At 59.1% G+C, this 26,579-nt stretch carries 24 protein-coding genes, 1 tRNA gene and 3 pseudogenes; 16 read left to right on the top strand and 12 right to left on the bottom strand.

Going from position 1 to position 26,579, the window contains the following annotated elements; genetic code table 11:
* Positions 1–48: 48 nt before the first annotated feature.
* The 3 genes from X757_RS162460 (at position 49) to X757_RS162470 (ending at position 3,694) form a co-directional block, all read left to right on the top strand.
* Positions 49–804, top strand: coding sequence for a pirin family protein (locus X757_RS162460; RefSeq protein WP_023725026.1), 756 nt, complete (start codon positions 49–51; stop codon positions 802–804).
* 224 nt (positions 805–1,028) lie between these two features.
* A complete protein-coding gene (locus X757_RS162465; RefSeq protein WP_023725025.1) occupies positions 1,029–2,618 on the top strand; it encodes an MFS transporter in 1,590 nt (529 codons plus the stop codon).
* Between the two features lie 23 nt (positions 2,619–2,641).
* Positions 2,642–3,694 (top strand): HlyD family secretion protein, encoded by a 1,053-nt coding sequence (locus X757_RS162470; protein ID WP_023725024.1) that lies wholly within the window; start codon positions 2,642–2,644, stop codon positions 3,692–3,694.
* Between the two features lie 188 nt (positions 3,695–3,882).
* Here the strand turns inward: X757_RS162470 and X757_RS162475 are convergent, their stop codons facing one another.
* A complete protein-coding gene (locus tag X757_RS162475; protein ID WP_023725023.1) occupies positions 3,883–4,647 on the bottom strand; it encodes an SDR family NAD(P)-dependent oxidoreductase in 765 nt (254 codons plus the stop codon).
* A 469-nt stretch (positions 4,648–5,116) separates the two neighbouring features.
* Here X757_RS162475 and X757_RS1000000168805 point away from each other — a divergent pair, with 469 nt between their 5' ends.
* Positions 5,117–5,362, top strand: coding sequence for a LysR substrate-binding domain-containing protein (locus tag X757_RS1000000168805; protein ID WP_023725022.1), 246 nt, complete (start codon positions 5,117–5,119; stop codon positions 5,360–5,362).
* A 76-nt stretch (positions 5,363–5,438) separates the two neighbouring features.
* Here the strand turns inward: X757_RS1000000168805 and X757_RS162480 are convergent, their stop codons facing one another.
* Positions 5,439–6,620, bottom strand: a complete 1,182-nt coding sequence (locus X757_RS162480; RefSeq protein ID WP_023725021.1) for an ROK family protein — start codon at positions 6,618–6,620, stop codon at positions 5,439–5,441.
* Positions 6,621–6,872: 252 nt separating this feature from the next.
* On the opposite strand from X757_RS162480, the gene X757_RS162485 reads away from it, so the two are divergent.
* The 5 genes from X757_RS162485 to X757_RS162505 are packed head-to-tail and all read left to right on the top strand — an operon-like array spanning position 6,873 to position 12,322.
* Complete coding sequence (locus X757_RS162485) at positions 6,873–8,165, top strand: glycoside hydrolase family 30 beta sandwich domain-containing protein (protein WP_023725020.1); 1,293 nt, start codon at positions 6,873–6,875, stop codon at positions 8,163–8,165.
* Between the two features lie 60 nt (positions 8,166–8,225).
* The gene (locus X757_RS162490) at positions 8,226–9,476 is read left to right on the top strand and encodes an ABC transporter substrate-binding protein (protein ID WP_023725019.1); all 1,251 of its coding nucleotides are present in this window, start codon (positions 8,226–8,228) and stop codon (positions 9,474–9,476) included.
* A 59-nt stretch (positions 9,477–9,535) separates the two neighbouring features.
* Positions 9,536–10,456 carry a carbohydrate ABC transporter permease gene (locus X757_RS162495; protein WP_032996096.1) on the top strand — a complete coding sequence of 307 codons (921 nt, stop codon included), beginning with the start codon at positions 9,536–9,538 and terminating at the stop codon, positions 10,454–10,456.
* Between the two features lie 44 nt (positions 10,457–10,500).
* Positions 10,501–11,283: a carbohydrate ABC transporter permease gene (locus tag X757_RS162500; RefSeq protein ID WP_050593900.1), complete on the top strand. Its 783-nt coding sequence runs from the start codon at positions 10,501–10,503 to the stop codon at positions 11,281–11,283.
* Positions 11,284–11,320: 37 nt separating this feature from the next.
* On the top strand, positions 11,321–12,322 hold the full coding sequence (locus X757_RS162505; RefSeq protein ID WP_023725016.1) for an ABC transporter ATP-binding protein: 1,002 nt from the start codon (positions 11,321–11,323) through the stop codon (positions 12,320–12,322).
* A gap of 54 nt (positions 12,323–12,376) precedes the next feature.
* Here X757_RS162505 and X757_RS162510 read toward each other — a convergent pair whose 3' ends face one another.
* Positions 12,377–13,432, bottom strand: coding sequence for a hypothetical protein (locus tag X757_RS162510; RefSeq protein WP_023725015.1), 1,056 nt, complete (start codon positions 13,430–13,432; stop codon positions 12,377–12,379).
* Positions 13,433–13,456: 24 nt separating this feature from the next.
* Here X757_RS162510 and X757_RS1000000165595 point away from each other — a divergent pair, with 24 nt between their 5' ends.
* Together X757_RS1000000165595 and X757_RS1000000165585 are read left to right on the top strand one after the other, a co-directional pair.
* Positions 13,457–14,509 (top strand): hypothetical protein, encoded by a 1,053-nt coding sequence (locus tag X757_RS1000000165595; RefSeq protein WP_156933375.1) that lies wholly within the window; start codon positions 13,457–13,459, stop codon positions 14,507–14,509.
* 104 nt (positions 14,510–14,613) lie between these two features.
* Positions 14,614–15,635 (top strand): annotated as a pseudogene (locus X757_RS1000000165585) (IS110 family transposase).
* Between the two features lie 712 nt (positions 15,636–16,347).
* Here X757_RS1000000165585 and X757_RS162515 read toward each other — a convergent pair.
* Positions 16,348–16,584, bottom strand: a complete 237-nt coding sequence (locus X757_RS162515) for a helix-turn-helix domain-containing protein (RefSeq protein ID WP_023725013.1) — start codon at positions 16,582–16,584, stop codon at positions 16,348–16,350.
* A 163-nt stretch (positions 16,585–16,747) separates the two neighbouring features.
* On the opposite strand from X757_RS162515, the gene X757_RS162520 reads away from it, so the two are divergent.
* Positions 16,748–17,260 carry a helix-turn-helix domain-containing protein gene (locus tag X757_RS162520; RefSeq protein WP_245275018.1) on the top strand — a complete coding sequence of 171 codons (513 nt, stop codon included), beginning with the start codon at positions 16,748–16,750 and terminating at the stop codon, positions 17,258–17,260.
* Positions 17,261–17,274: 14 nt separating this feature from the next.
* Here the strand turns inward: X757_RS162520 and X757_RS162525 are convergent, their stop codons facing one another.
* The 6 genes and pseudogenes from X757_RS162525 to X757_RS1000000167685 form a co-directional block, all read right to left on the bottom strand.
* Complete coding sequence (locus X757_RS162525; RefSeq protein ID WP_023725011.1) at positions 17,275–18,591, bottom strand: CapA family protein; 1,317 nt, start codon at positions 18,589–18,591, stop codon at positions 17,275–17,277.
* A gap of 57 nt (positions 18,592–18,648) precedes the next feature.
* Entirely contained in the window at positions 18,649–19,407 is a 759-nt protein-coding gene (locus X757_RS01000000164425) for a transporter substrate-binding domain-containing protein (protein ID WP_373432822.1), read from the bottom strand.
* A gap of 106 nt (positions 19,408–19,513) precedes the next feature.
* Positions 19,514–19,651 (bottom strand): annotated as a pseudogene (locus tag X757_RS1000000169640) (ABC transporter substrate-binding protein); the annotation flags it as partial.
* A gap of 80 nt (positions 19,652–19,731) precedes the next feature.
* Positions 19,732–20,529 carry an ABC transporter permease gene (locus tag X757_RS162530; protein ID WP_023725010.1) on the bottom strand — a complete coding sequence of 266 codons (798 nt, stop codon included), beginning with the start codon at positions 20,527–20,529 and terminating at the stop codon, positions 19,732–19,734.
* Positions 20,530–20,542: 13 nt separating this feature from the next.
* Positions 20,543–20,950, bottom strand: coding sequence for an ABC transporter permease subunit (locus X757_RS1000000167690; protein ID WP_373432821.1), 408 nt, complete (start codon positions 20,948–20,950; stop codon positions 20,543–20,545).
* Positions 20,951–21,092: 142 nt separating this feature from the next.
* Positions 21,093–21,278: pseudogene (locus X757_RS1000000167685) on the bottom strand (arginine ABC transporter permease ArtQ); the annotation flags it as partial.
* 271 nt (positions 21,279–21,549) lie between these two features.
* Here X757_RS1000000167685 and X757_RS162535 point away from each other — a divergent pair.
* Positions 21,550–22,467, top strand: a complete 918-nt coding sequence (locus X757_RS162535) for a LysR family transcriptional regulator (RefSeq protein WP_023725009.1) — start codon at positions 21,550–21,552, stop codon at positions 22,465–22,467.
* 132 nt (positions 22,468–22,599) lie between these two features.
* Here the strand turns inward: X757_RS162535 and X757_RS162540 are convergent, their stop codons facing one another.
* A complete protein-coding gene (locus X757_RS162540; protein WP_023725008.1) occupies positions 22,600–23,067 on the bottom strand; it encodes a MucR family transcriptional regulator in 468 nt (155 codons plus the stop codon).
* 422 nt (positions 23,068–23,489) lie between these two features.
* On the opposite strand from X757_RS162540, the gene X757_RS1000000167680 reads away from it, so the two are divergent.
* Both X757_RS1000000167680 and X757_RS1000000166115 read left to right on the top strand, forming a co-directional pair.
* Entirely contained in the window at positions 23,490–23,738 is a 249-nt protein-coding gene (locus X757_RS1000000167680) for a hypothetical protein (RefSeq protein ID WP_156933373.1), read from the top strand.
* Positions 23,689–25,317: a recombinase family protein gene (locus X757_RS1000000166115; RefSeq protein WP_084629401.1), complete on the top strand. Its 1,629-nt coding sequence runs from the start codon at positions 23,689–23,691 to the stop codon at positions 25,315–25,317. The genes X757_RS1000000167680 and X757_RS1000000166115 overlap by 50 nt, the downstream gene beginning before the upstream one ends.
* On the opposite strand, the gene X757_RS162545 is transcribed toward X757_RS1000000166115, so the two are convergent.
* Positions 25,274–25,350: transfer RNA gene (locus X757_RS162545), tRNA-Met, on the bottom strand. The two genes, X757_RS1000000166115 and X757_RS162545, sit on opposite strands and share 44 nt — an antisense overlap.
* A 235-nt stretch (positions 25,351–25,585) precedes the next feature.
* Here X757_RS162545 and X757_RS162550 point away from each other — a divergent pair.
* Entirely contained in the window at positions 25,586–26,545 is a 960-nt protein-coding gene (locus tag X757_RS162550; RefSeq protein ID WP_023699712.1) for a Gfo/Idh/MocA family protein, read from the top strand.
* Positions 26,546–26,579 lie beyond the last annotated feature (34 nt).

Genomic DNA, 26,579 nt, shown 5'->3' with positions numbered 1-26,579 from the left:
CTCGCGTTGGTGGGCAGCGCTCCCGACGTTTGAAGAAAGGACATCGCCATGAACCAGCCTATCAAACTAGAGCGTTCGATGAAGCGCAAACACGGCTCTGGCGGCTTCGGCATTGAGATTCTCTGGCCGGGCCTCGCGCGCAGGGACCAAGGCGACAGTGGCATTGGCGCAATCGGTCGGATCGATCATGCGAGGGTCCTGCCGGGGACAGTGGTATCCATGCACCCGCACAAGGACGACGAAATCCTTACCTACCTGCGCAGCGGCAGGGTACTCCACCTGGATACGGAGGGCCATTCAGAGCCGGTCTTCAATACCCGCCTCATGCTGATGAGCGCCGGGCACACCTTCCAGCACGAAGAGCAGGTCCAGGTCGACGGCGGTGTTCTGGAAGGACTGCAGATCTTTGTCCGCCCGAGCGAAAGCGATCTTGATCCTATTGTGCAGTTTCACGACTTCGCCTCCCCATACAGCGAAAATGCCTGGCGGCTCATCGCGGGTCCATCCGATGCCCCCCTCACGTTTCGTGCACCGGCCTGGGTGCACGATAACCGCATCAGCGCAGGTCAAGTAACGGGGCTGCCACCAGCGCCCGCAGGTGAGATCAGCAGGCTGATTTATGTCTTCGTGGGTCAGGTCTCTGTCGGTGACTTCACTTTGAAAACAGGTGAGAGCCTGCTCATTGATGGAAGCGAGCGCGAAATCGTCGCCCAGCAGCAAAGCGACCTGGTTTTGTTCACCACGGATCGCGCGGCACCTACATTTAAGGGAGGAATGTTCAGCGGGAACGCATTGGCGGCGTGACAGCCCTCGTTCTGCCTGAGCCTCATCAATGTCTCGCAGTCGAGGAACTCGATGAACAATCAGTCTCAAAGCCGTAGGCCCATCGTCTCGCTCCCAACCCTGCAATGCGGTCGCGCGAATAGACCAAGTGCGGCGCGGTCGGCGGCAGGAGATACGAATGGATTTATTCGGAGCTTGCTTCTGTGCAAACGAACGCAGCCCGCCTCCTCGAAAAGAGCGATGCCATGAGCGAGCTTGGCACGCTTCAAACCGGATCACCGCCATCGGGCGCGGCGCCTCAACCGCTATTCAGCACGCGTCTGGCGCTTGGCCTCATGGGGATTTTGCTGGCTGCGATGACGGCTGGTCTTATCGGTCGGGTGCCTGGTCTGGTTCTGTCCGATATCCAGGGAGCTCTTGGGGTTGGACGGGATGACGGATCGTGGCTCACCACAGCCTATTCCGCTGGTGAACTGGCTGCCATGCCGTTTGCAAGCTGGTTCGCGATTACGTTTTCCATGCGGCGGTTCCATCTGACCACGCTGGCTTGTGCACTGGCGATATCCGCGATCATACCCACCATTGAAGATCTAGATCTCTTGTTGGGACTACGCGCATTTCAAGGGATGGTCGCAGGTGCGATGATACCTGTGCTGATGATGGCCGCGTTGCGCTTTCTGCCGCCGCCACTCAGGCTTTACGGGCTGGCGCTATTTGCGCTGACAGCGACATGCTCACCCAATGTCGCCCTGTGGATTGCTGCCTTATGTGTTGATCGTCTTGAAGACTGGAGATGGGTCTACTGGCATGTGATTCCTCCGGGTCTTTTGGCAGCTGGACTTGTTGCCTGGGGCATTCCCGAAATGCCGCTTGAGTTACCACGACTGAGGCAAGGAAACTGGCTAGGCATGGCTCTAGGAATGCCCGGCCTTGCCCTGCTCGTCGTTGGCGTGGATCAAGGCGTGCGTCTGGAGTGGCTACACTCGCCTTTGATCACTGCTGCTCTTGGGGTCGGCACCGTTTTCACTGCGCTGTTTCTGGTCAGTGAGTGGCGGCACCCGGCCCCCTTTATACGCCTCCAACTGCTCGAGCGTCGAAACATATGGTTGAGCTTTCTGATCTTTTTGTTCCTGCTAATGACGCTTTCTACCAGTGTGACTTTCCCGGCGAATGTACTGGCTAACCTTCAGGGGTTCCGCATCGAGCAGAGCGCTTCAATTGGCCTGATCGTCGGGTTGCCGCAATTGGTGCTCGGGCCATGCGTTGCACTGCTGCTCTATCGCAAATGGGTCGACGCGCGTTATGTGTTCGCCTCTGGATTGGCCTGTATCTCGGTTGCCTGTTGGCAGGCCTCAGGCATCACTGACGAATGGATGGTGCAGCAGTTCATCACGGCTGAGGTCCTGCAAGCCGTTGGTCAGCCCATGGCGGTAATCTCGCTGTTGTTCCTAGCAACGAGCGTGGTTCAGCCTAGGGAAGGCCCCTTCGTCGCGGGGCTTGTCAATATCCTGCGCGTCTTCAGCACCACGCTTGGTGGTGCATTGATCGGCCAGGTGACAGCGGTGCGCAGCCAATTCCATTCAGAAATGCTGCTCGACCATGCAGGTCATCAAATGGCAAGGCTGCCATCGTCAGACGCGTTGTTTAGTACGTTGGGCGATGTGGTGACGCAGCAGGCCAGCGTTCTGGCGACAGCGGATGTCTACCGGATATTCGGCATACTGGCCTTGGTTCTGATCCCGCTGGTCCTGTGCCTTCGATACATTCCTCCCCCGACAGTGGGCGGTACCTCCCAGACTGCGCCGCCGCTCCTAGCGGCGGGCGTATCCTCGTGATCCTTACTTTGAAAAGCGCACCCATGAACACCAGCAATCGCTTTCGCACCGCTGTCGGCCTTATTGTCGTCGCCACCTTGGCCGGAGCGTACTTCATTCTCAATCGACCTGAAGCCAGCGCGTCCGAGCAAAGCACGGACGATGCATATGTTCAGGCCGACTTCACCATAGTCGTCCCGCAAGTCACGGGCCTCATCACGGAGGTGGCGATCACTGACCATCAACGGGTGCAGGCCGGCGCTCCCCTTGTCAATATTGATGAACGCAATCTACGTATTTCCCTCAACGAAGCGCAGGCAGACATTGCCGGAGCCGAGGCGAATGTCGATAGCCTAAAGGCTCAGATCGCGCGCCAGCAAAGCACTATTGAGCAAGCTCGGTCGGCTGTTGCTGCCTCAGAGGCTAATCTTAGATTTGCGGAGGCTGATGGCAACCGTGCCATTAGCCTCGCCCGCGCAGGGACAGGGTCCGTCCGGTCCAGGGAAGAGGCTCAGGCCCAGTGGGATATCCAGCGAGCCGCCTTTGATAGAGATGTCGCCGGTCTGCATTCATCGGAACAACAAACCGGCATTCTGAATGCCGACCTGGAAAAGGCGTTAGCCGATTTGTTGGCGGCTCAGGCGGCGAAAGCGACTGCAGAGCTGAATTTGTCATATGCGCGGGTGACAGCGCCTGTCTCCGGTGTGGTGGCCCAGCTCGAGGCTCGTGTCGGTGGATACGCTCGCGTGGGCGAGGCATTGCTAACGCTGGTTCCTCTGGATGCGATTTATGTGGAAGCCAACTTTCGCGAGACGCAATTAAGCCGCATGCAAGTCGGTCAGCCAGTCCTCTTGAGTGTTGATGCACTTCCGGGCGTAAGGCTTAAGGGACGGGTTGAAAGCCTTGGACCTGCCAGCGGGGTCAGTTTCTCGGCGGTGGCGCCTCACAATGCGACGGGAAACTTTACAAAAATCATACAACGGTTGCCAGTACGCATAAAGCTGGATGACGATCAGGAAGATGTTCAGCGGCTCCGTGTAGGGATGTCGGTCCGTCCGACCATAAATGTCAGCGTCAACTCTGGTGGCGCCAGCTAAGATCGACATAACTATCTCGGCGATGGTGTCGTACGTCAACAGCACGTTCAAGAAACTCAAGGAGTGGATAGAGGAGCCGACGGGAATCTGCGGTGGGTTGTTAAGGCACAACTGCGTCCGCAGCCTTCACCCGCATACCTGCCATGCCCTCAAAACCCAAAGAGCTCGCGGAGGGGCAGCTTGCCGGCCTAGACAGCCAGGTACCCGCCATCGATCGGAATCGAGGCTCCGGTTACGAAACTGGAGGCGTCCGATAGCAGCCAGAGCACGCCGGCGGCGATTTCCCCCGGTTGCGCGAAGCGGCCCATTGGATGGCGTTCGCGCATCGCTTCAAATTGAGAGGTGAATGCTGGTTCGGTCGACAGTCGCATGATCATCGGGGTCTCGACGATGCCGGGCAGTACGGCGTTGACGCGAATGCCCTTCTTGGCATAGTCGATCGCCGCAGCCTTAGTCAGCCCGATCACGCCGTGCTTGGCGGCGATATAGTCGCAGGCCGCCTCGGCCGCGACGACGCCAAGGCCGGAGGCGGTGTTGACGATCGATCCGCCTCCGCTGGCGAGCATAGCGCGGATCTCGTGCTTCATGCACAAGAAGGCGCCGGTGAGGTCCACCGCGATCACCTTGTTCCAGGATGCCAGCGGCAATTCATGCAAGGGCTTGTTGCTTTGCTCGATGCCGGCATTGTTGAATGCGCCGTCGAGCCGTCCATAACGGTCGACAATGCCGTCGATCACATCGGAAACCTGGTGCTCGTCTGTAATGTTGACTGTGATCGGTTCGACCACTCTGCCTTCGGCGGAGATTTTCGCAGCCGCCTCGGTCAAGGCCTGTTCGTTGAGGTCAAGCATCATGACCTTGGCGCCCGCTGCGGCGAAGAGAGCGGAAGCTTTCTGTCCGATGCCTCCCGACGCCCCCGTAACTAGGATGATTTTGTCTTGTAACGCGCTCAAGTCATTCTCCTACCAAGGTGGGGTTAGTCTTCCCCAGGTACAGCAGCAGCCGCGTCTCACACAGACACGTCACCGACGGGACAAGGCTGAATATGAGCCCACGCGGATTCGGGATAAAGGTGGAAAAATTGAATTCACCGATCCACAATTGCAGCAATGAGCAAAGAACTAACGAACGTTGTGGCGATATCCGTCGAAGTCGTGAAAGCCAAGGGCTTCGCGGGCAGCGGATGCTATCGACATCCCCACTCTTCGCTGTCTCGACGGATTAACGCATTAGAGAAGGCGATCGGCCTGCGTCCGCTCCACCGAACGACGTACAAGATTGAGCTGGCTGAAGCGGGCGAGATCTACTTCGACGGTTGTAACCGCTCGTCGACGAGGCTTGGCCGGCGCATGAGCAGCTCGGCGAGATGCTGGCTCAGCCTGGCAGGGTCTTGCTGGCATCGATGCCGGGGGCTTCGCCAATGTGTTCCTGGCCCCGCTGATCGCCGAATTCTCCCGCCTCTATCCCGGCATCAGCTTCGAATTCGACCTCACGCCGCGGCGAGTTGATCTGGTGAGCAAGCCCATCGATGTAGCGATCCGAATGGGGGAGTCGCCCAGTTCCGGCCTGATTGCACGTCAGATCGCTCGGCTGCCCGAAACACGCCTGCTGCCGGCGAAGACGCAGCGCTTCATCGATTTCCTGCGGGAGCGGTTGAGGGCCGAGTAGATGTGCCGGCTCATACCCGCTCGGTGAAACTGCTCACGAGCCGCGGCAATTTTCAAGGCACAATCGCGGTCCGACACTATTGCGCCGCGTCGGCTATCCATCCGCTCGCTTGTTCGAAATCAAAGAATTGCTGGATGGCGAGCGCCGAAGCTCCCCGCGACCAAATGTTGTTTTCCCAGTCGACTTCGACCGGCGGCGGCGTCTCGAAGCAATATTCCTGAATCGCGGCGATCATCGGATCGACCAGGGATTTTCCGAAGCGGATGGCCTCGCCGCCCACGATCACGACTTCCGGATCGACGAGATCGATCATGGTCACCAACCGCATGCCGATGTCGTGTCCAGTCTGCCCAAGATAGGCCACGGCACGCGGGTCCCCGGCCAATGCAGCCTCCTGCAGATCGGCAGGGCTTTCACCGACATTGCGAGCGCGAATGTCCTGCCACGCCTTGACCATCGCGGGTTCCGAAAAGCGGTTACCCCAGCTCTGCCGGTTCTCGCGCGGCGCTCCGAGCGCCGCGGAATCGACTGCAAAGCCAACTTCGCCGGCCGCATAGCGCGCGCCGCGATGGATTTGTCCATCGAAGATCAGAGCGGCACCGACACCCGTGCCGATGATCAAAACCAGCGCGGAACTTCGATGGCGGGCATGGCCGAAAAGCTGCTGCGCGATCGCGAATGCATTGGCGTCGTTGTCGATCCACACTGGAACATGAAGGCGTTCCGCCAGAAGCGCGGCGATGGGCACCTGCTTCCACCCGAAACGGTGCGAGATCAGGCAGACGCCGCTTTCGATGTCGACAAGGCCGGGCATGGCCAGACCAACCCCGATCAACTTGGTTTTTCGCTCACTTTCCTCAGGCAGCAGATACTTGACCGCCTCGTCTGCCGCAGCGGCCACCCTTTCCGGCTGAAGATCAGCGAGGAGCACGACGCAGGTGGCAATCGCAGCGGTCGAGAGGTCAGTCAGAACCGCCTCCAGCCTGCCTTCCATCAGTTTGAGCCCGATTGAAAAACGGGCGCCATATTCGATGTGAACCGGTGTAGGCTTGCGACCGCCACTGCTCTGGCTACTTTCTCCTTCCTTCAAGAAACCTTGCTCCATCAAATCGCCCACGACGCCGGTAATCGCCGCATTGCTGAGCCCGGTTCGAGCGGCGATTTCTCCACGGCTCAACCCGCCATCGCGCCGGAGAAGATTGAGTATCAGTCGCCTGTTCATCGCCCGCGTCGTGCGTTGGTCGCCCTTAAGTGCCATTCTAGATTCCGTCACATTTCTTTTTTCAGTAAGTGAAATATGTCTTGCGCCGGACCGCATCCTGCCTTAGAAGGGTTGCAAGGATCAATCGCTGCTTTTGGAATTTTATGGCGCGTCCGGGAGGAGTTCCGGACATCCTGAGCCGGGCGAGGGCGTCGGCGCATAACAAATAGGTTCACAGCATTTTGCGTTTCGCGGCGCGCGGTCATCCGTGCGCGCGGACGGGCACCTGCGCACTGAAGGTCCAATGCCATGTCTCCTAATGGGATTTCGTCTTCCCCAACTGAACAGTGGATCACGCACGAGATCGCACGAGCGGATGCAGACGGCCCCCCAACGCTGTGGACCGAGGGCGTCGTCCTAAAGAACTTCAAGGGCTTTGGCGGCTGCTTCAACGAGCTTGGATGGCGAGCGCTGGCGTTGCTGGACGAGGATCAGCGGAAAACGGTGATTGCCGAATTGTTTTCAGCGGGTGGCTGCGGTTTCAATTACTGCCGAATGCCGATTGGGGCCAGCGACTACGCCGAAAGCTGGTATAGCCATAACGAAACCGAAGGCGACTTCGCGATGCAGGCGTTCTCGATCGCTCGCGACCGCAGGAGTTTGATCCCCTACATCGAGGCGGCGCGCGCTGAGGCCGGCGAGGACTTCTATCTCTTCGCCTCGCCCTGGAGCCCGCCGACATGGATGAAATTCCCACAAGCGCATAACTACGGGACGCTGGTCTGGGAACCGCGCTATCGAAAAGCCTACGCCGACTACTTCGTCCGCTTTGTGGAAGCCTATGCCGAGACGGGCATATTCATCGACGCAGTGCATGTCCAAAACGAGCCGAACTCAGACCAGAAGTTCCCGTCGTGTTTGTGGACCGGCGCACAGATGCGGGACTTTATCCGCGACCACCTGGGCCCGGCCTTTATGGCCGCCGGCCTGGCAACCGAGATCTGGGCCGGTACTATTGAACGCGGCGACTTCAACAGTTGGGCCGGTACCATCTTTTCCGATCCTGAAGCGGCCGCCCATATCAAGGGAGCCGGATTCCAGTGGGCGGGCAAGCACGCAGTCCAGCGTACCCGTCATGCATTCCCGGAACTGCCGATTATCCAAACGGAGAATGAATGTGGCGACGGAACGAACACCTGGCAACAAGCACACTACGTTTTCGATCTGATCCAACATTACCTCTCCAACGGCGCCGAAGCCTATGTCTACTGGAACATGGTGCTTGAGCCTCGAGGTACCAGCACCTGGGGCTGGCAGCAGAACTCGTTGATTACCATCGATCCGGACCGCCGAAAGGCGATCTACAATCCGGAATTCTATGTGATGAAGCACTTCAGTGCCTTCGTTCGCCCAGGTGCCCAAGTGCTGAAGACAGCAGGCCCGCTCGCGAGCAATGCGCTGTCCTTCCAGAACAGTGACGGAAGCCAGGTCCATGTTATTCAGAACCCGTTCGACGCTCCGACGACAATCACGGTCCGGGGCGACCGTGAAGCTGTGTCACTGACCCTCGCTCCACTTTCTATCAGCACTCTAATGCTCTGAGGCGTTGCTGCCTCATTCACTTTGTTCTCTGGAGGAGAAACGATGAAACGGTCCATCAGCATGCGCAAGCTCGGCCTTGCAGCCCTTTTGATTTCGCTTTGCTCGACAGCAGCCTTCGCGGACGCAACCGTGAAGGTTCTAAGGCCTGAGGTGCCGAGCAACGAGAAAGCTTACTATGAAAAGGTGATCACGGAATTCGAGAAAGCCAACCCTGGCGTCCACGTGAATTTCGAATACATCGCCAATGAGGCTTACAAGCAAAAGCTGACCACATTGCTGCAATCAGATCAGAAGCCAGATCTGATCTACAGCTGGGCGGGCGGCGTTCTGGGCCAACAGGCAAAAGCCGGCGTGCTGCAAGACATATCCGCATCCCTGACCGGCGACTGGGCCGCCTCGCTATCCAGTTCCGGCACGGCGGCCTTTACTGTCGGCGGCAAAATCTACGGCGTGCCGGTGAATGCCAGCGACGTGGTGTTCTGGAGCAATCTCGATGTCGCGAAGAAGGTCGGCATTGACGTCAACGCCATCAAAACCTGGGACGATTTTCTCGCAGCCGTCAAGAAGGCAAAAGACGCAGGCGTCACCCCCATCATGGTTGGTGGAAAAGACAAGTGGCCGCTGCATTTCTACTACGGCTATCTGATGGTGCGGGAAGCCGGCAGGGATGGCATGGCTGCAGCGATGGACGGCAAAGGCGATGGCTTTGCCGCGGCTCCCTTCATCAAGGCCGGAGAAGATTTCAAGGAACTCATCGCACTCGAGCCGTTCGAGCCGGGTTTCATGGACACAACTTTCGAGCAGGCAAGCGGGCTGTTTGGTGATGGCAAGGCCCTGTTTCATCTCATGGGCGATTGGGACTACGGGGTCTCCAAGCAGAACTCTGTGAGCGGCAAAGGCATTCCCGACAACAAGCTCGCTACGATACGTTTTCCTGCGGTTGCCGGCGGCGCCGGCGAAGCAAGCGATACCTTTGGGGGCATGAACGGTTTTGCGGTGATCGCAGGCGCTCCCCCCGAAGCCGTCGAATTCCTCAAGTTCCTGACCTCCGCAGACAACCAGAAGGTTGCTGGCGCTGAGGACGTGTTCATCCCCGTCGCCAAGGGGTCGGAGGCGAACATGACCAATCCCTACTTCCGCAAAACAGCCGAAGCCCTTGCCCAATCGAAGTTCCATCAGATTTTCCTCGATCAGGCGCTGGGCTCGGATGTCGGCGCCACGATCAATGATGCCGCCGCAGACCTGGCCCAGGGAGTGGTCACGCCGGAGGAAGCAGCCAAGTCGGTCCAGGACGCCTGGGCGATGCGCTGAACCAATCCCATCGGGCGTCAATTGGCGCCTAGGAGGGCATCTACTTTAGGGAGGATATCATGATGGACGTCGCAATCGCGGGTCCGGCAGTCGAATTGCGCCGCAACACGCTCTTTACAAATAGGGTTGGCGCAATCCTTCTCATGCTGCCGCCGGCGCTCGTTCTCTTTACACTTTTCGTCGCGTCACCGCTGATCGATGCCGCCTACTACAGCCTCTTCAAATGGGACGGCTATGGCGTGCCAACTGACTTTGTCGGATTCGACAATTTCAGACAGGCACTCGGACACGCGGTGTTCTGGCAGGCGCTGCGCAACACCCTCGTGGTGCTCGCCGTGTCAATATTCATCCAGTTGCCGATCGCGTTGGGTCTCGCGCTGTTGGTTTATGAGAAGACGCCGGCGAATACGCTCTTTCGGTTGATCTTCTTCCTGCCTTTTATCCTCGCTGAAATTGCCTCGGGGCTGATCTGGAGCTTCGTCTTCGACGGAAATACGGGAATTGCCGCGGCCCTGTTTAGGGCGCTGGGAATGGAGCCGGTGTTCATCCTTGCCGATCGTCACTGGGCATTTGCAGCCATAACACTCGTCGTGGTCTGGAAGTATTTCGGTTTCCACATGATGATTTACGTCGCGGCACTGCAAGGCGTGCCGAAGGAACTGCTTGAGGCGGCACGGCTCGAGGGGGCCGGGCGGTGGCAGGTCGTTCGGTACGTGCAGGTCCCCATGATTGCCTCGGCGATCGGCGTCTCGGCCTTCTTCGCGATTGTCGGCTCTCTGCAACTGTTCGATGTGGTGATCCCACTCACCAATGGCGGCCCGTCCAACAGCAGCCATACCGTTGTGACGTATCTCTACAGCTTTGGTCTTACCCGCACCCGCATTGGCTTCGGCAGCGCAGTGGGCGTCATGCTGTTCGTCGCTGCCGTCGGAATTGCCGTCCTTTATCAACGCCAGAGCAGCAGGGGTAACAGGCTATGAACGCTTCTCGTGTCCTTCCTGGCCTTGGGAAAGCAGCAGTCCTCATGTTCTTCACCGGCTTTGTCCTGGGACCGCTGACGGTTGCGGTGTTCGGCGGGTTCAAGAGCAATGGCGAACTCCGCAGCAACCCCTTCGGGCTCCCCGCACAATGGAATCTGGAATACTATTCCGGACTCGTCGGCGATCCATCGTTCTGGCGTTATCTTGGAAATTCGCTCTTTATCTCATTGGCGACCGTGCTCCTGACCATTATCGTCGCCGCTTCCGCTGCTTATGTCTTCGCCCAGATCCGCTTCTTCGGCTCGCGCATGATGCAGTCGTATCTGCTGGCTGGCCTGGTATTTCCATTCGCCACCGCGATCTTGCCGTTGTTCATCAAGGTTCGCGATTTCGGATTGCTGGACAGCTATTGGGCCGTCATCCTGCCACAGACTGCCTTCGGCGTTTCCCTTTCGATCCTGCTGTTCAAGAGCTTCTTCGAACAGTTGCCGAAGGAATTGTTTGAGGCAGCCTATGTTGAAGGCTGCGGCTACGTCCGCTTCTTCTGGCAGTTTACCCTGCCACTTTCCACGCCGATTCTGGCGACCGTGGGTGTGTTCGTCTTCGTCCAGAGCTGGAACAATTTCCTGCTGCCGCTCGTCGTGCTCAATTCAAGAGAGCTCTTCACTTGGCCGCTGGGGATGATGCAGTTCCGCGGCGAGTTTCTGGCAGAATGGAACCGCATCCTCGCGTTCATTTCTCTGACCATTCTGCCGGCGATCATTTTCTTCGTCGCCGCTCAGAAATATATCGTCGCCGGCCTCACTGGCGGCGCGGTTAAGGGATGACTGTCGCAAGTTTCACCAACATTTCGGGAGGAAAATCATGGCCAATGTCGAGCTGACGCACATCAACAAGACTTTCGGGGCAGTCGAAATCATACCGGACCTGACGTTCTCAATCCCGGACGGCTCGTTCACGGTTCTGGTCGGCCCTTCCGGCTGCGGCAAGTCAACCTTGCTCCGGATGGTCGCCGGCCTGGAACAGCCAACCCGAGGATCGATATCCATCGGGGGTCGAGACGTCACCCATGACGAGCCGTCGAAGCGCGGCATCTCCATGGTGTTCCAATCATACGCGCTGTTTCCGCACATGACGGTGGAACAGAATGTCGATTTCGGCTTGCGGCTGGCCAAGGTGCCGGCCGAGGAGCGGCGGGCACGTGTAGCGGCCGCTGCCGAAGTGCTGCATCTTGGCCCTCTCCTCAAACGCAAACCCGCGGCGCTTTCTGGCGGGCAACGCCAGCGCGTCGCTATCGGCCGCTCGATCGTGCGAAATCCGGACGTTTTCCTGTTTGATGAGCCTCTATCCAATCTCGACGCAGCACTGCGCACCCAGATGCGTGTCGAGTTGGCCGACCTTCACGGGCGGCTAAAGGCCACGATGGTATACGTCACCCACGACCAGGTTGAGGCCATGACGCTCGCAGATCAGATTGTCGTTATGAACGCGGGGCGCGTGGAGCAGATCGGATCGCCCATGGAACTGTATTCGAAGCCCCAGACGCAGTTTGTCGCCAGCTTCATCGGCTCGCCACGGATGAATCTCATTTCGGGAGAACCCGCGCGTCAGGAAGGGGCCACAACCATTGGTTTCCGTCCAGAACACGTGACGATCGACAATGAGAAGGGCATGTGGGGCGGCAGGCTGCGGATTGCTGAACATCTTGGCAATGAGACAATCGCCTATGTTGAATCCGACATCGGTGAGATCATTGTCCGCCTCGGCGGTCACCAGCAGATGAAACCGGGGGATGCCGTGCGGATGACCCCTGATCGAGATCATCTGCATCGCTTTGACGATGGTGGGGTGAGATTATCTTCGTAACGGTCGCGATCCACTCGACACGCGAGCGGCTCAGCGAAAGCGATCACGAGCAAGTCAACGGTCGGCAGCCGTGCAGCAAGGCAGGAGCGCAAATTCAACATGCTGGTGACGCGACAAAGCTGTCAGAAGATTCCCTCGAACATGATGGCCCGGGACTTCGCCGCGCGTCGCGAAATTCGCCCTGTCCGATCCTTGCGGCCTGCAGCCGTTCTTGCTCGGATCGTTTTGCGTCGCGACCACGCGCACTTCGCCGTCCGGAGTGGAAATCGTCGCACCTTGCTCCAGAAGGCTAACCAATGGGCGAAGGCGGCGCGCATCAAGTCCGATGGCGAAGCCGTGACGCCCCCGGCTCTCCCGATGATCGGCATGGAAGGCCGGAAACGCCCGCAGGTTACTGTTGACGTAGGTTCGTGCAGGGTTCGGAACATCGACACCGCCGAGGGCGCGGAAATCTTCCGCAAGACCGATATAGTGTGGATGCACAACCAAGGGCCGTCTCTCGGTCTCTCGCTTCACGTAGACGATGAGCTCGCCACGGCGCAGTTCGACGAGCTTCTTGGTGACATGGGTAGTTGAGAAGCCGAGGTTGGATAAACCGCCAATCAACGCATTCTCGGCAATCGGTCCGGTCGCCATTGCGGGCTGTCTAGTAGAAAGCGGCAGCGTCAGACGTTCAGCCTTTCGTGCCCATGTTCGCCGGTTGGCGGGTGGCCAATCGACGCGGAGAATGCCGATACGATCGGAAAGCTCTGGGCGTGGTCGAGTTATGAAGATGTCGACGGGTTCGCCGCCGCGAGGTTTGTTGCCTCGATAGTCGCAGAGCCAGTCCGCCTGCCGCGTTCCGTCCAGGATCGAATCGAAGAGTCCGATGAACATGGTTTCATCGGCCGTCGGCTTTACGAAAGCAGCCCAAATCTTGCGCTTGCGGAAGATCGGCCGCCTGGCGTCCTGCGTCGACTGATAGCGCGTAAATCCTATGAGGTTGTCGCGCCACAGATCGTGGAGCGTCGCGAAGTCCTTTCCGCGCTCCGGTGTGTGGTGGCGAATGACGCAGACATCGGTCGGCCAGATTCCTACCGCGGTCAGCAGATCATTGAACGTCGTGGCCATAAGTGTCTTTCGGTGAGCCGATACTTGGAGGTCATTGTCAGCAATGATACGTATCGAGTGATGCCGCATCAAATCTTCTTCTCTTGGCAACTCGACACCCCGACCGCGACTGGCCGAAATCTGATCGGCCGGGCGCTGGATGCAGCGATCAGCTCTGTCGCTGAAGATGCCGACGTCGATCCCGCCGATCGAGAGCTAGAAGTCGACCGCGACAGCGCAGGCGTGCCAGGTTCGCCTCCGATCGTCGAGACCATTTTTTCGAAGATCGACCGGGCTGTCGGGTTCGTTTCGGATATGACCTATGTCGCGCAACGGCTTGACGGTCGCCGCATGCCCAATCCGAATGTTCTGCTCGAGCATGGTTGGGCCCTGCGAGCCCTATCCTGGCGCGGCGTGATCTCGGTAATGAACACTGCTTACGGCCATCCCGACGTCCATCCACTGCCTTTTGACCTAGCGCATTTCCGGCGACCGATCTTCTTCGATTGCCCTGAAGACGCAGATGTCGAGACAAGACGCGCGGCGCGGCAGACGCTCACCACCCAGTTTACGAACGCCTTGCGCGCGGTTCTGGACGACGAGGTGCTTCGACAAGCGCGCATTCCGGCACGGCCGGCCGAGCCGCATCCGCATGATATCGCCTTGCTCGAGCGCGTGCGGCGACAACTACCGGAGGCATTCCAATTGTTCCTCAGGCAGCATAGCTTCGGGGAGCCGTTGCGCCGCCGAATCCTAGACCCCCTATATGAGTTGACGGATGATTGGCACGGCGCCTCTTTCGAATTCCATGACTCGGTACTGCAGGCGCCTTTCACCAATATACAGCGTCTGGCAAGCGAACTGGCGGCTCTTAGCCTCGAACGGCTTTACGTGATGGATAACAATACCGAGCTCCTCTCGCCGAAGACCGACGTGGACCGGGCTCGCGGGACCCAGCCGAGCACAGTCGATACCGTTGTGGCAATGAACAGCAAGGCCACAGAGTTGAGCACGGCGATCGATGTGTTTGAGCGCATCGCGCGCGATCGGATTCGTGCCAAATTAGGCGGTAGCTCATCTCCTCGGCTGTCCGCTTAATCCCGGATATCGATTGCAAGCGGTCAGTCCGCTTTTGATGCGGTGGACGGCTCTCCTCCCTTCCTGCGGTATGATCGCGGGATTAGAGCTGGAGGAGCGCTATGATGAAGAACGTTACGACGATCGGTCTGGATATTGCGAAGTCCGTGTTTCAAGTCCACGGCGTGGATGCGGCTGGCGAGGTTGCAGTTCGCAGGAAGCTGACCCGTGGGCGTGTGCTGGCATTCTTCGAGAGTTTGCAGCGATGCCTTGTCGGGATCGAGGCGTGCAGTTCGTCGCATTATTGGGCTCGCGAGCTAATCGCACGAGGCCATGATGTGCGTCTGCTGCCGGCACAGTACGTGAAGCCCTATTTGAAGCGGCAGAAGAACGATGCGGCCGATGCGGAGGCCATCTGCGAGGCAGTGAGCCGGCCGACCATGCGCTTCGTGCCGGTGAAGTCGCCGGCGCATCAGGCGTGATGATGCTGCACCGGGTCCGATTGATGCTCAACCGCCAGTGCACGCAGATATCGAACGCCTTGCGGGCGCATCTGTCCGAGTTCGGGGTCGTGGCGCCGATCGGGCGGAATGGGATCAAGCAACTGCTTGTCGTCATCAATGATGAGACCGATCAGAGGGTGCCGGCCGATGCACGGCTGTGCCTTCGCATGCTTGAGGCCCAGCTCAGCGTCGTGAAGGAACAGATCCTGGAGAACGATCGCAGGGTTCGAGCTAGTGCGCGTGAGACCGAGCTTGGTCGCCGGTTGATGGAGATACCGGGCGTCGGTCCGCTGCTGGCGAGTGCTTTCGTCGCCACGATCGCCGATGCACATGCATTCAAGTCGGGCCGCTGCCTGTCGGCCTGGATCGGGCTGGTGCCCAAGCAGAACTCCAGCGGAGGCAAGGAGAAGCTCGGCAGCATCTCCAAGGCCGGCAATCGCTACCTGCGCCAGATGCTCGTGGTCGGCGCCATGGCGGTCATCCGCTATGCCGAGCGGAACGGGACCAGGCGGCCATGGCTTGTACAGCTGATGACCCGGCGAACAACAAAGGTTGCAGCGGTTGCACTAGCGAACAAGACCGCCCGGATGGTCTGGGCATTGATGACCAGTGGCGAGCGCTACAGGGAGCCGGTCGTCGCGTAAAACGAGACCAGGCGAACGATCGCCAACGAGGTTGGGAAGGGCGGACAGGAGCTAATGCACAAAGCCGGTTGATACCGCCGGATCGGGAAAACCCACTGGGGCCGTGCACTTCGAGTGCGAGCTTCCGATCGGGACCTGACACGCGCGAATGGCATTATGGCCAGCGGCACATGAAAGGCCGCACCTATAGGTCGGATACATGGCCGCACCAACCAGCAACGGCAAAAGCTCAAAGAACCCCTTGCCAACGGAGAGCCGTCCATACACGGCCCCATTTCGGCCGTTCAACAATATCCTTCGCGACGCAGCTATCCGCCGTTTTCGGCGTGTCGCGCCTTAATACCACGACGTTCAGCATACTCGATCAATGCGAGCTCAATGACAGCGGTTACCGAACGACGTTCGGACTCTGCGAGTTGTTCAGCCAGAGCTAGCACAGATGGGTCCAAACGCGTTGTGAATGGCTTTTTTATCATTGTCGCTTTTCGGCTTGAACTTGGCGTAGAAAAAATGCATAACAAAGCACGTGCAATGCACATGCATCGCGCGTGCTACGACCGATCATAGTGTTCGAACACTCTGATCGGGCTGACCACAACCACGCTGTCAGGAGCTCGGATCATGGCTGATTCCGACAATACCACGACTTTGCCCCTCGTCACCCGCAGGAGGGGACTTGTGGCAATTGCGATTGCGAGAACCTGTCTTTCATTCAAACCGAAGGATCTAAGAGCCGTACACCCTCACCCTTTTGACTAGCGGAGAGGAATTCGACACCCGCTTTTATCAACGCCGCCTCAATGGCCTGCAAAGTGCTGATCCGGGAATCTACCTTGCCGTTTTCCAACCGGACCAGGGCATTCAGCGATACAATTGCCTTGTCAGCCAACTCCTGCTGCGACCAACCAAGCAAAGCCCGTGCGGCTCGAATCTGTCGTGGACTGACCATGAGTCCACAATCGGCAGGCCGATATTCTTTGCCACCTATAGGGTTATTTTACACCCTGTAAGGTATATAAAATGGCGATTCGGCTCGGGTACATCGACACGAAAACCTGGAGCGTACCGCGACAAACTCCCTGTCTGGCTGACTAATGGAGCATCGAAAGGCCTTGTTGAAACCGCAACGCTCCGTTCTCCTTCGGACGGGGCCGAAGCCGAAGATCGAGAGTGACCCTCATCCCGCCGACCGGCATGTCGGCAGGCAGATTGCGACCCTTCGAGTCCAGTCGGACGTCTCGCAGGCCCAGCTCGCCCGATCGATAGGCATCAGTTTCCAGCAGCTACAGAAATACGAGAGCGCGAGGAACCGCGTGAGCGCGTCGATGCTCTACGAGATCGCCTGCTCGCTCGGCGTTCCTGTCGGCCGCTTCTTCGAAGGCCTGCCGGGAAACGATGAGGCGTGCGTCGAGGCGCGGCCCCTGCCGGTCGATGAGCGCCTGGATTTCATTGCCAGCGCAGAGGGTCGGCGCCTGATTGAGGGGCTAGTGGATCTTCCGCCGCGTGTGCGCGGTCGGGTCTCGTCCCTGATCGCAGCGTTAGGAGAAGAACTGGCGCTGATAGACACGAAGGCGGATAGCGAAACCGCCGGCGAATCGGCGCCGGCCGCATGCAGGACCGTCTGACGGCGTCGGGCGCGTCAGCCGAATTTTCGTGCGGCGGGCACGGCGATGCGGCCGCAAGTCGAGGACACTTCGATTTCGACGCCGAACGCCCGCGATCGATTCGCGAGTCCCTCGAGGATCTCTCTCGCCGCGCTTCCCGTCACGGCGACGGGCACCAGTCTGCCTGTTGCTGATCCGAGAGACTGAGGTTCCGCGCCGATCACGACGGGCAGAAGGTCTATCGAATCGAGGTTTCCGCTCCCATCATAGCGGCACGCGGCGACAATGCTCTGCCAGACTTCCGGTGGATCCCATTCGGTTTCGTCGGGGTGCACGTGGAACAGGAAATTTCCGAGACCGTAGAAGATCGGCGAGCCCTTGTAGATTTCCACGGCCTGCAGCACCGGAGCGCCGTGGCTGACGAAGAGGTTGGCGCCGGCGTCGATGCACATCCGGGCAAAGGTCTGCACCCAGAGCGGGACGTCCTGCCAACCTGGTTCCCAATGATGGTGGTGCAGATAGGCGATCACGAAATCGCCTTGCGCCGCCGCCTGCCGGATCGCGGACAAATGGATGGCTGCGCTCTGCTGGTCGACTTCGATGAGGCGGCCGAAGTCGGGGGCTTGCGTGAACACGGTGCCGTAGAAATTGATCTCCTTGTCGGCCGACACCACCACCGGATCCTCCGGTTGCGCATAGTTGGCCAGTTCAAAGGGAGAGCTTTGCAAATGAGCGCTCAGCCTAGCCAGTCTACCGAAATGTCCGTCCGGCACGCCGATCTTGCGAGCGGTGTTCAGACGATTGACGCCGGGCCGAGCCGGCCGGAAGGCCGTGCGGTCTTCGGCATACATGTTGGTCGGACCGGGCCCTGCATCCATCGCAAGAAGCGCGACCTCGCGCGCGCCCAGCCGGCGGCGGCCCGGTTTTCTGGCCTCCGTCTTGTTGGCCCCGATGCCGGCATGGAGGAAGCCGCGCGCTTCCACCTCCTCCAGCGTCGATAGGATGCCGCCGGCACCGAGATCGAAGGCGTGGTTGTTTGCGAGCGCAAGCGCGTTGAAACCGATGGCCTGCAATGCGTCGAGCACTTCAGCCCTGGAATATCCGAAGTATTTGCCCTTGGTCGGCCNGGCCTGCAATGCGTCGAGCACTTCAGCCCTGGAATATCCGAAGTATTTGCCCTTGGTCGGCCACCCGCCGTGCTTGCCCAGGATCGTCGACTCGAAGTTGGTGAAGACGACGTCGCCTTGGCCCAGGAAGTCCGTAACCGCGATGAAACGTTCGTCTTTGACGTCACGGATGTCGTGCTTGATCAGGGATTGGCCGGTGACGACCGCGCAGAACTGGTCTTTCATGGAACTCGCCTTGAAGGAGGGTAGGGCGCAGGCGCCGGCGTTCCGGCCAGCGCCACGTCAATGTCGAAGTCGGTTGCCNGAGATATCGCTCTTGAACCATTTCAGGCTCAGCGCCTTGATCGTCCCATCCTTGGTGGCCGCGTCGATGGCCGCGTTGAACTTGGTGAGCAACTCGGCATCGTCCTTGCGCATGCCGGCGCCGACGCCCGGCCCCCAGAGTCCGCCCTTCAGCTCAGGGCCGAAAAACACCATATCCGCGCCGGAAGGCGTCTCCAGAAAATCCCGCCAGGTGAAATAGTCGGCGAGACCGCCGTCGATGCGACCCGCGGCAAGGTCGAGCTTCATGTTGTCCTGGCTGTCATAACTGCGGATGGTCACGACATCGCCCAGCATTTCCTTCACGACGGCTTCCGAATTCGACGACCGCAGGGCTCCAATCGCCTTGCCGGCGAGTGTCAATCTGAGGCGCTCGATGGTCGCCTTCTCCTTGTCCCCGATGGTCGAAAGGTTGACCTTTTCCTTGGTGTCGCCGCCGTCGAGACCCAGCTCCTTGCGCACCACGAACTGGTTGAAGCCGGTGGCGTAGGGGATCGAGAACGCGATCGACTGCTTGCGTTTTTCCGTGATCGCCATNACGAACTGGTTGAAGCCGGTGGCGTAGGGGATCGAGAACGCGATCGACTGCTTGCGTTTTTCCGTGATCGCCATCCCGGACATGATGACGTCGAACTTGCCGACAAGCAGTGCCGGGATGATCCCGTCCCAATCCTGCGGGACGAAGGTACATTTGATCTCNGACGTCGAACTTGCCGACAAGCAGTGCCGGGATGATCCCGTCCCAATCCTGCGGGACGAAGGTACATTTGATCTCGATGCGACGGCACAACTCCTGTCCAACATCGATATCGTAGCCGTAGAGTTGACCGTTCGCGTCAGTGCTGTCCCAGGGCGGCGAAGCACCTTCGGAGGCAATCGTAATGACGCGCTCGCTTTGCGCGCTCGCCGGGAATGCCGACAGCAGCGATGCGATAGAAACAGCAATAGCCAGGGGTATGCGCATGATGCACCTCTTCGTTGGTTTGGATGGAACGGGGAGCCCAGAACCTACGGAGTCAGGGCAGGGGCGTCGTGATCTCTGGGTCAGGTAGGGCGGGGCGCAATCGCGCCTTTCGTCGACGCACCGGTTGGCCGTCGGTCGAAAGCCATCGCTCCAGCAACTGGATCGCTTTCACCGCGATCGAGGTGAGCGATAGGTAGATCGCTCCGGCGACGATGNAGCCATCGCTCCAGCAACTGGATCGCTTTCACCGCGATCGAGGTGAGCGATAGGTAGATCGCTCCGGCGACGATGAAGATCTCGTACGGGGCGAACGTGGTCGACACCATCTGTCTCGCCATGCCGGTGATCTCGAGCAGCGTTACGGTGCTCGCCAGCGACGAGCCCTTGATCATCCCGACGATCTCGTTGCCGTAGGCCGGAAGCGAAATCCTGAAGGCGATCGGAAAGGTGACCAGGCGAGCGATCTGGAAGCGTTTCAAGCCGAGAGACGTGGCCGCCTCGGTGACACCGTTGGGCACGGACTGAAGACCGCGGCACAGGATCTCGGTGGTGTGTGCCGCGCTGTTCAGGGAAAATGTCAGAAGGGCGCACCAAAAAGGATCCCTCAGGATCACCCAGAAGACGCTGGTTCGCACCGCCTCGATCTGAGCGAGGCCGTAGTAGAGCAGGAAGAGCTGAACGAGCATCGGCGTCCCTCGGATCACATAGGTGTATGCGAGCACCGCGAGCGAGAGGCCGGGACGTCCAAACGCGCGAATGAAGGCCAGCGGCACGGACAGAAGGAACCCGGCCGTCAGCGACAAGATCGTCAGGGTCAATGTGAGACCAATGCCGGAAGGCAGGACAACCATTGCGTCAAGCATCAAGCCGGGGTTCATGGTTCGCTCCCCCCTACCGGCCGAGTGCCGGATAGCGCCGCTCAGCCAGCCGGATCGACAGCAGCGTGAGGGTGGTTAGCGAGAGATAGAGAGCGGAGGCCGCAAGGTAGAAGGTCAAAGGTGCGCGCAAGGATCCGGCACCCACATACGCAACGCGCATGATATCGGTCAGGCCGACGATGGAAACCAACGCGGTATCCTTGAAGAGCGAAATCCATAGATTGCCGTAGGCAGGCAGCGCCAGCCGCAGCATCTGCGGTCCGATGACGAACACCCAGCGCTGCCAGGCGTTCAGCCCAAGCGAATTTGCCGCTTCGGTTTGACCCGCAGGCACAGCCGCAATCGCGCCGCGAAACACTTCGGTCGCATAACCGCTGAAAACGACCGAGAGCGCGACAACGCCTGCGGTGAATGCGTTCACCTCGACATACCGGCCGGCGATCTTGCTGGCGAGCGTGGTTCCGCCGAAGTAGATGNCCTGCGGTGAATGCGTTCACCTCGACATACCGGCCGGCGATCTTGCTGGCGAGCGTGGTTCCGCCGAAGTAGATGAGCAGGATAACCAGAAGTTCTGGTACACCACGGACGACTGTGGTGTAGGCGGTCGCGACCGCGTTGAGGCGCGGTTTTGCCGTGCCCTTCGAAATCGCCAAAAACAACCCAAATGCCGTACCAAGGCAGCCGCTGACAAGGGCCAGGCTTATGGTCACGGTGAGTGCGACAACAAACTGACTAGTAAAACCACCCATGGGGCGCGTTCCTCGACTCGCATTTACCGCAGGATACGCGGACCTTTGTCAGTCAGACCAAGTCGTATAACCCAGGGTTGCGAATTGTTATATTTGTAATTTGGAGTTAAGTTGAGATATTGGCTAATTCTAGCGCCTGAAATTAAACACTCAATCTATAATTTTTATTATTTAATCTATAACGCACCGTTATATACTGAGGCCGTTCGTTGCTCCAAGGTTGGCGTTATCCGCTGCCCGGGTAGCGTTGTCAGGGCAAGGTGCGCAGGGAATGGAGTTGTTGCAGAGCGACCTCAAGCTCCGTCAGCTGAAGGTCTTCCGGGAAGTGTTGCGGGCCGGTTCGACACGGCGAGCAGCGGCAGCGCTCGGGATAAGCCAGCCGGCCGTCAGTCAACATGTGAAGCAGCTCGAAACCACGCTCGGCATCACACTGTTCAAGAGATCAGCCAACCGCATCGTCCCCTTACAGGAAGCCTGGGAACTCCTGCGAAACGTAGAACTTGTCCTAACATCCCTTGATCGGCTGGAAGCGTCGATCTTCGCAATGAAGAACGAGGAAAAGCAACGGATTGCGATTGCCGCGCCCTCTGTTTTCGGTTTCGTCACCTTGCCCAAGGTTGTGGCGATTATCCGCTCAAAGACCGCTTCTAACGTCCGCTCACTTTCGGGAAGCTACGAGCAAATCGGAGAACACATCTTGGCTGGGCGGGCGGATCTCGGGATCTCGAGATTGCCGCTCGACCCAAATCTGTTCGAGTGGGCGCCGCTTGGGTCGGCACGAAACGTATGCATCTTTCATCCCGACCACCGCTTTTCACAACAGACCTGTATCGAGGCTCACGACCTGGCAGGCGAAACGATCGTCGATATCGATCCGCAGTTCGCCGCCCACCAAATGAACTTCAATGCCTTGCGCTTCGCCGGCGTTGAGCCAGACATACTGGTGGAATTCGATTGCAACGGTCACGAAGCCGGATACGTTTCGGCTGGCCTGGGCATTTCAATCACCAACGAGATCATCGCGCGTGAATACGCGGCGTTTCACCTGGGAATAAAGCCAGTGGAACCATCCGCCCTCTATCACTACGTTGCGATTTGGCAGAAGGGCAGGACCTTTTCGAATGCACTGAACGTGTCACTCGAGGCGATCATCGCGGCGTTTTCCCAGATGCCGTCTGCGAGAGGGTGATCATCCCTTGAGGGATGGGTGTCCTCGGCAGCCGCTGCCCTTGAACAAGGGGCAGGGGTTCTTTCTGACGGAAAGCAATCGGCCCGCGCCCATTCAACAGAATGCGGGTTTTTGCGCAAAATAGCCCCGCTGTCAGGTTGTCTTGATGCCGATCTTGCGGCGCTTCGTTGGCGCCACCTTAGGCTCAGGCGCGGCCTTCCGTCCCAGGCCGATCGCCTTCGCCATCGCCGATCGCACCGCGGCATAATTCGGCGCAACCATCGGATAGTCGGAGGGCAGGCTCCATTTCGCACGGTAGGCATCCGGTGACAGATCGTAGTGAGTGCCTAAGTGCCGTTTGAGCGATTTGAACTTCCTGCCGTCTTCCAGGCAGATGATGAAATCGGGCGTCACCGATTTCTTGATCGGGACAGCGGGTGTAGGCTTCTCTTCCGCTTTGGGTGCGGGTGCTCCCTGCAGCTTGCTGATCGCTCCATAGGTATCGGAAATTACGCGAGCGAGTTCCGTAACTGGAACCGGGTTATTGCTGACATAAGCGGAAACGATGTCGGCGGTCATCTCGAGCAATTCCGCGTCGGACTTGATAAGATCGTCAGGCATTTGGCCAACCTTCATTTGCTCTCCAATTGCGTAGCCCCGATCTACGTCAGCAGCTTCGCTACAGCAAAGCCCACAGGGTGCACAAGACAAGAAGTTACAAAGAGCAACGCGGCGGGGCATGGGTCATGAAACTCTGCATGAACCAGTTCGAGCGCGGCACCGCCCAGCGATGAAGGTGCGAGCGCAATTGGGCAGGAGGGCGGATGCTGGCGGCCCGGCCGTGCATGATTGGACGCTCTTTTCTCTTTTCTGATGTTCAACGAAAGCAACAGGTCAGACGGGCAGGTTTCCGAATAGCACGCCACGCTGTCCGTTTCTGCGACGGACCGCTTTAAGTGCTTCCGTCATCTCGCGACTGGATACATCTTGCTAGGTATGGAGAAAGATCGCGGCCTCGGTTGGCTCAAAGGAGTCCACGCATCTTGCGGAAAGCTGTCCGCGTATTTTTCAAGTCCATCGCCATTCTCGACCCGTACCGGGCACTACCCGCAATGGTGGTGAAAATCCACAATCAGGCCTTGCATCGGCCGCCTGATAGGGCGATTCTTCGTCTTGCAAGCGCTCTCGCGCGCCAAGCCGCCCGCGAGGATCACGAGCGTCAACAGGCCGAGAAAACACATCATGAATCGAGCCGCGATCTACGCACGCTTCTCAACCGACCTTCAGAATGAGCGATCGATAGACGATCAACTCGCACTATGCCGGACGTACGCAGAGCGTGAGGGTTTGAACGTTGTCGCAACGTTTGACGATCGAGCCCGCTCCGGCGGTTCGGTGTTGGGGCGTGATGGTCTGCTGCAGCTCATGGACAAAGCTCGTGAGCACGAATTTGATGTTCTCGTCGTGGAGGCGCTTGATCGGCTCTCTCGCGACATGGAAGACCTTGCAGGCATTCACAAGCGCCTTTCATTTCTTGGCATCGAAATCCGTGCGGTTCACGAGGGTGTGGTCAATACGGTCTTGGTCGGGCTTCGTGGCCTTGTCGGCCAACTATACCGCGAGGACGTTGCTCACAAAGTCCGCCGAGGCCAAGCAGGGCGCATCAAAAATGGCCTTCACGCCGGTGGATTGACCTATGGTTACGCTTACGTGTTGGGCGATCCTGGGAAGCGCATGATCGTAGAAGAGGAAGCGCGGATCGTGCGTCGCATCTTTGGCGAATATGTCGAGGGTCAGACGCCACGCGATATCGCCCACAAACTCAACAAAGACGGCGTGCCGCCGCCTCGCGGCCGAACCTGGAACGCCTCAACTATCAATGGCAATGTGCAAAGAGGTACGGGGCTGCTTCAAAATGAACTGTATGCCGGTCGCTTGATCTGGAACAGGGTCCGAATGGTCAAAGATCCTGATACTGGCAAGCGTGTCTCGCGTCCAAATTCCAGGGGCGAGTGGCAAACAGTCGAAGTTCCCGATCTTGCCATTGTTTCGGCTGCGTTGTTCGATGCAGCACAAGCAAGGAAGAAGGCGCGGGCAATCACTCATCCAAGCCATCAGCGCCGACCGCAGCACTTGCTAACGGGACTCCTTAAGTGCGGTGCTTGTGGTGCGGGTATGTCATCAAAGGGTATCGACAAGACCAAGCGTGTTCGCATCCGCTGTTCCGCCGCCACGGAAAGCGGAATTTGCTCTGATCCCAAGACGTTCTATCTGGATACCGTCGAAACTGCGGTCCTGACCGGCCTCGCCGCCGAGTTGCGCCATCCTGACGTAATTGCCCATTACGTCCAGACCTATCAAGAGGAACGAAGGCGCCTTGCAGCCGATACCGATGCACGGCGTGCTCGCCTGGAGCGACGGCTCGGAGAACTGTCGCGCGAGATCGACCGCCTGGTCACCGCCATCGCCAAGGGCCATGGCGATCCAGCAGTCTTGGGACCGCAATCAACAACGCTGAATGAAGAGCGGAAAGCGGTTGTGACGGAACTGGATCAGGTGCCCGCGGCGGCCACCGTGATCGCACTGCATCCTGCAGTGTTGGCACGCTACGAACAACAATTGAATCAACTGCAGGCCGGACTTGCAAAAGGCCTTATGGCCGGCGATTCCGAATCCCCAGAGGCGATGCGGGACTTGATCGAAACCGTGACCGTGTTTCGCGATCCATCAAGGCTCGGCGGAGTCGAAGTGGAAATCGCCGGACGTCTAATGGCACTCCTGGGGGAGAAAGCCTTCCCCAACGCCGTCAGAGCGTCGGGGGGTATGGTGGTAGCGGGAGAGGGACTTGAACCCCCGACCCCAGGATTATGATTCCCGTGCTCTAACCAACTGAGCTACCCCGCCAGGGCGGCGAAAGGCCCGAAATCCGCCTTAAATCGAAAGGCATTTCGAGGCGTTCGCCAAGGTCGCGCGGATATAAGGTTGGGAGGGCGAGCCTGTCAAGCATCGATGCGCGAGGGCGCCGGCATATTGTCGCCGGTAAAAGCTTTGCCGGGCTGGCATCTCCGGTAAGCCACCGGGGTTGAGTTCGACGGGGCACGCCGCTATGTCTCGGCCAAGAAATTAGAGTTTGAAGCTGATGAAGCCGCGCATTGCAGTCCTCGGTTGCGGATACTGGGGCAGCAACCACATCCGCACCCTCAAGGCGCTCGGCGCGCTACATGCGGTTTCCGATGCCAATCGGGCGCGGGCCGAAGGCTTTGCCAGCGAGCAGGACTGCCTGGCGATCGAGCCCGACCAGCTGTTCGTGCGTGATGATATCGACGCCATCGTCATGGCGCTGCCGCCGCAATTCCATGCCGATCTTGCCGTGCGCGCCGCTGAGGCCGGCAAGGACGTGCTGGTGGAAAAGCCGATTGCGTTGACCGTGCCCGACGCCGAGCGCGCCGTGCAGGCGGCCAGGGACAACGGCCGCGTGTTCATGGTCGGCCATGTCTTGCGATTCCATCCCGCCTTCGAGACGCTGAAGGCGCTGATCGACAATGGCGAGCTCGGCGAGGTTCGCTACATCCACTCGCACCGGCTCGGCCTCGGCAAATTCCACACCGAGAACGACGCACTGTGGGATCTGGCGCCGCACGATCTGTCGATGATCCTGGCCATCACCGGCACCGAGCCGATCGACGTCAGGGGCGAGGGGGCCGCACTCCTCGACAATCTCAGCGATTTCGCGCATCTGCACATGCGTTTTCCCAATGGCTTGCGCAGCCATCTCTTCACCTCGCGGCTCAATCCCTATCGCGAGCGGCGGCTGACCGTGGTCGGCACCAAGGCAATGGCGGTGTTCGACGATGTCGAGCCATGGGAGCGCAAGCTGGCCGTCTACCGCCACGCGGTGTGGCAGGACAGCGGCCAGTGGGCCTTCACCACCAACGAGCCGTCCTATGTCGCGGTCGGCCAGGGCATGCCGCTGACGCGCGAGCTCGAGCACTTCATCCAGTGTATCGAGACGCGGGCCGAGCCGCGCACCAGCGGCGAGGAAGCCATCAGGGTGCTCCGCATCCTGACGGCGGGCACGGTCACGCACACAAAGTCCTGAGACCGTTTCGAAACTCTGCCCTTAAGGCAGATCG

Origin of the sequence: Mesorhizobium sp. LSHC412B00 (genome assembly GCF_000503035.1) — a bacterium.
Lineage (GTDB): Bacteria > Pseudomonadota > Alphaproteobacteria > Rhizobiales > Rhizobiaceae > Mesorhizobium.
The sequence above is the reverse complement of the archived record's forward strand: the minus strand, read 5'-3'. Positions and strand labels throughout refer to the sequence as shown.

What these genes read in the sequence shown, in the direction of transcription:
- X757_RS162460 (WP_023725026.1), top strand. Translation starts at nt 49, where the DNA reads ATGAACCAGCCTATCAAACTAGAGCGTTCGATGAAGCGCAAACACGGC.
- X757_RS162465 (WP_023725025.1), top strand. Translation starts at nt 1,029, where the DNA reads ATGAGCGAGCTTGGCACGCTTCAAACCGGATCACCGCCATCGGGCGCG.
- X757_RS162470 (WP_023725024.1), top strand. Translation starts at nt 2,642, where the DNA reads ATGAACACCAGCAATCGCTTTCGCACCGCTGTCGGCCTTATTGTCGTC.
- X757_RS162480 (WP_023725021.1), bottom strand. Translation starts at nt 6,620, where the DNA reads ATGGCACTTAAGGGCGACCAACGCACGACGCGGGCGATGAACAGGCGA.
- X757_RS162485 (WP_023725020.1), top strand. Translation starts at nt 6,873, where the DNA reads ATGTCTCCTAATGGGATTTCGTCTTCCCCAACTGAACAGTGGATCACG.
- X757_RS162490 (WP_023725019.1), top strand. Translation starts at nt 8,226, where the DNA reads ATGCGCAAGCTCGGCCTTGCAGCCCTTTTGATTTCGCTTTGCTCGACA.
- X757_RS162495 (WP_032996096.1), top strand. Translation starts at nt 9,536, where the DNA reads ATGATGGACGTCGCAATCGCGGGTCCGGCAGTCGAATTGCGCCGCAAC.
- X757_RS162500 (WP_050593900.1), top strand. Translation starts at nt 10,501, where the DNA reads ATGTTCTTCACCGGCTTTGTCCTGGGACCGCTGACGGTTGCGGTGTTC.
- X757_RS162505 (WP_023725016.1), top strand. Translation starts at nt 11,321, where the DNA reads ATGGCCAATGTCGAGCTGACGCACATCAACAAGACTTTCGGGGCAGTC.
- X757_RS162510 (WP_023725015.1), bottom strand. Translation starts at nt 13,432, where the DNA reads ATGGCCACGACGTTCAATGATCTGCTGACCGCGGTAGGAATCTGGCCG.
- X757_RS162515 (WP_023725013.1), bottom strand. Translation starts at nt 16,584, where the DNA reads ATGGTCAGTCCACGACAGATTCGAGCCGCACGGGCTTTGCTTGGTTGG.
- X757_RS162535 (WP_023725009.1), top strand. Translation starts at nt 21,550, where the DNA reads ATGGAGTTGTTGCAGAGCGACCTCAAGCTCCGTCAGCTGAAGGTCTTC.
- X757_RS162540 (WP_023725008.1), bottom strand. Translation starts at nt 23,067, where the DNA reads ATGCCTGACGATCTTATCAAGTCCGACGCGGAATTGCTCGAGATGACC.
- X757_RS1000000166115 (WP_084629401.1), top strand. Translation starts at nt 23,689, where the DNA reads ATGAATCGAGCCGCGATCTACGCACGCTTCTCAACCGACCTTCAGAAT.
- X757_RS162550 (WP_023699712.1), top strand. Translation starts at nt 25,586, where the DNA reads ATGAAGCCGCGCATTGCAGTCCTCGGTTGCGGATACTGGGGCAGCAAC.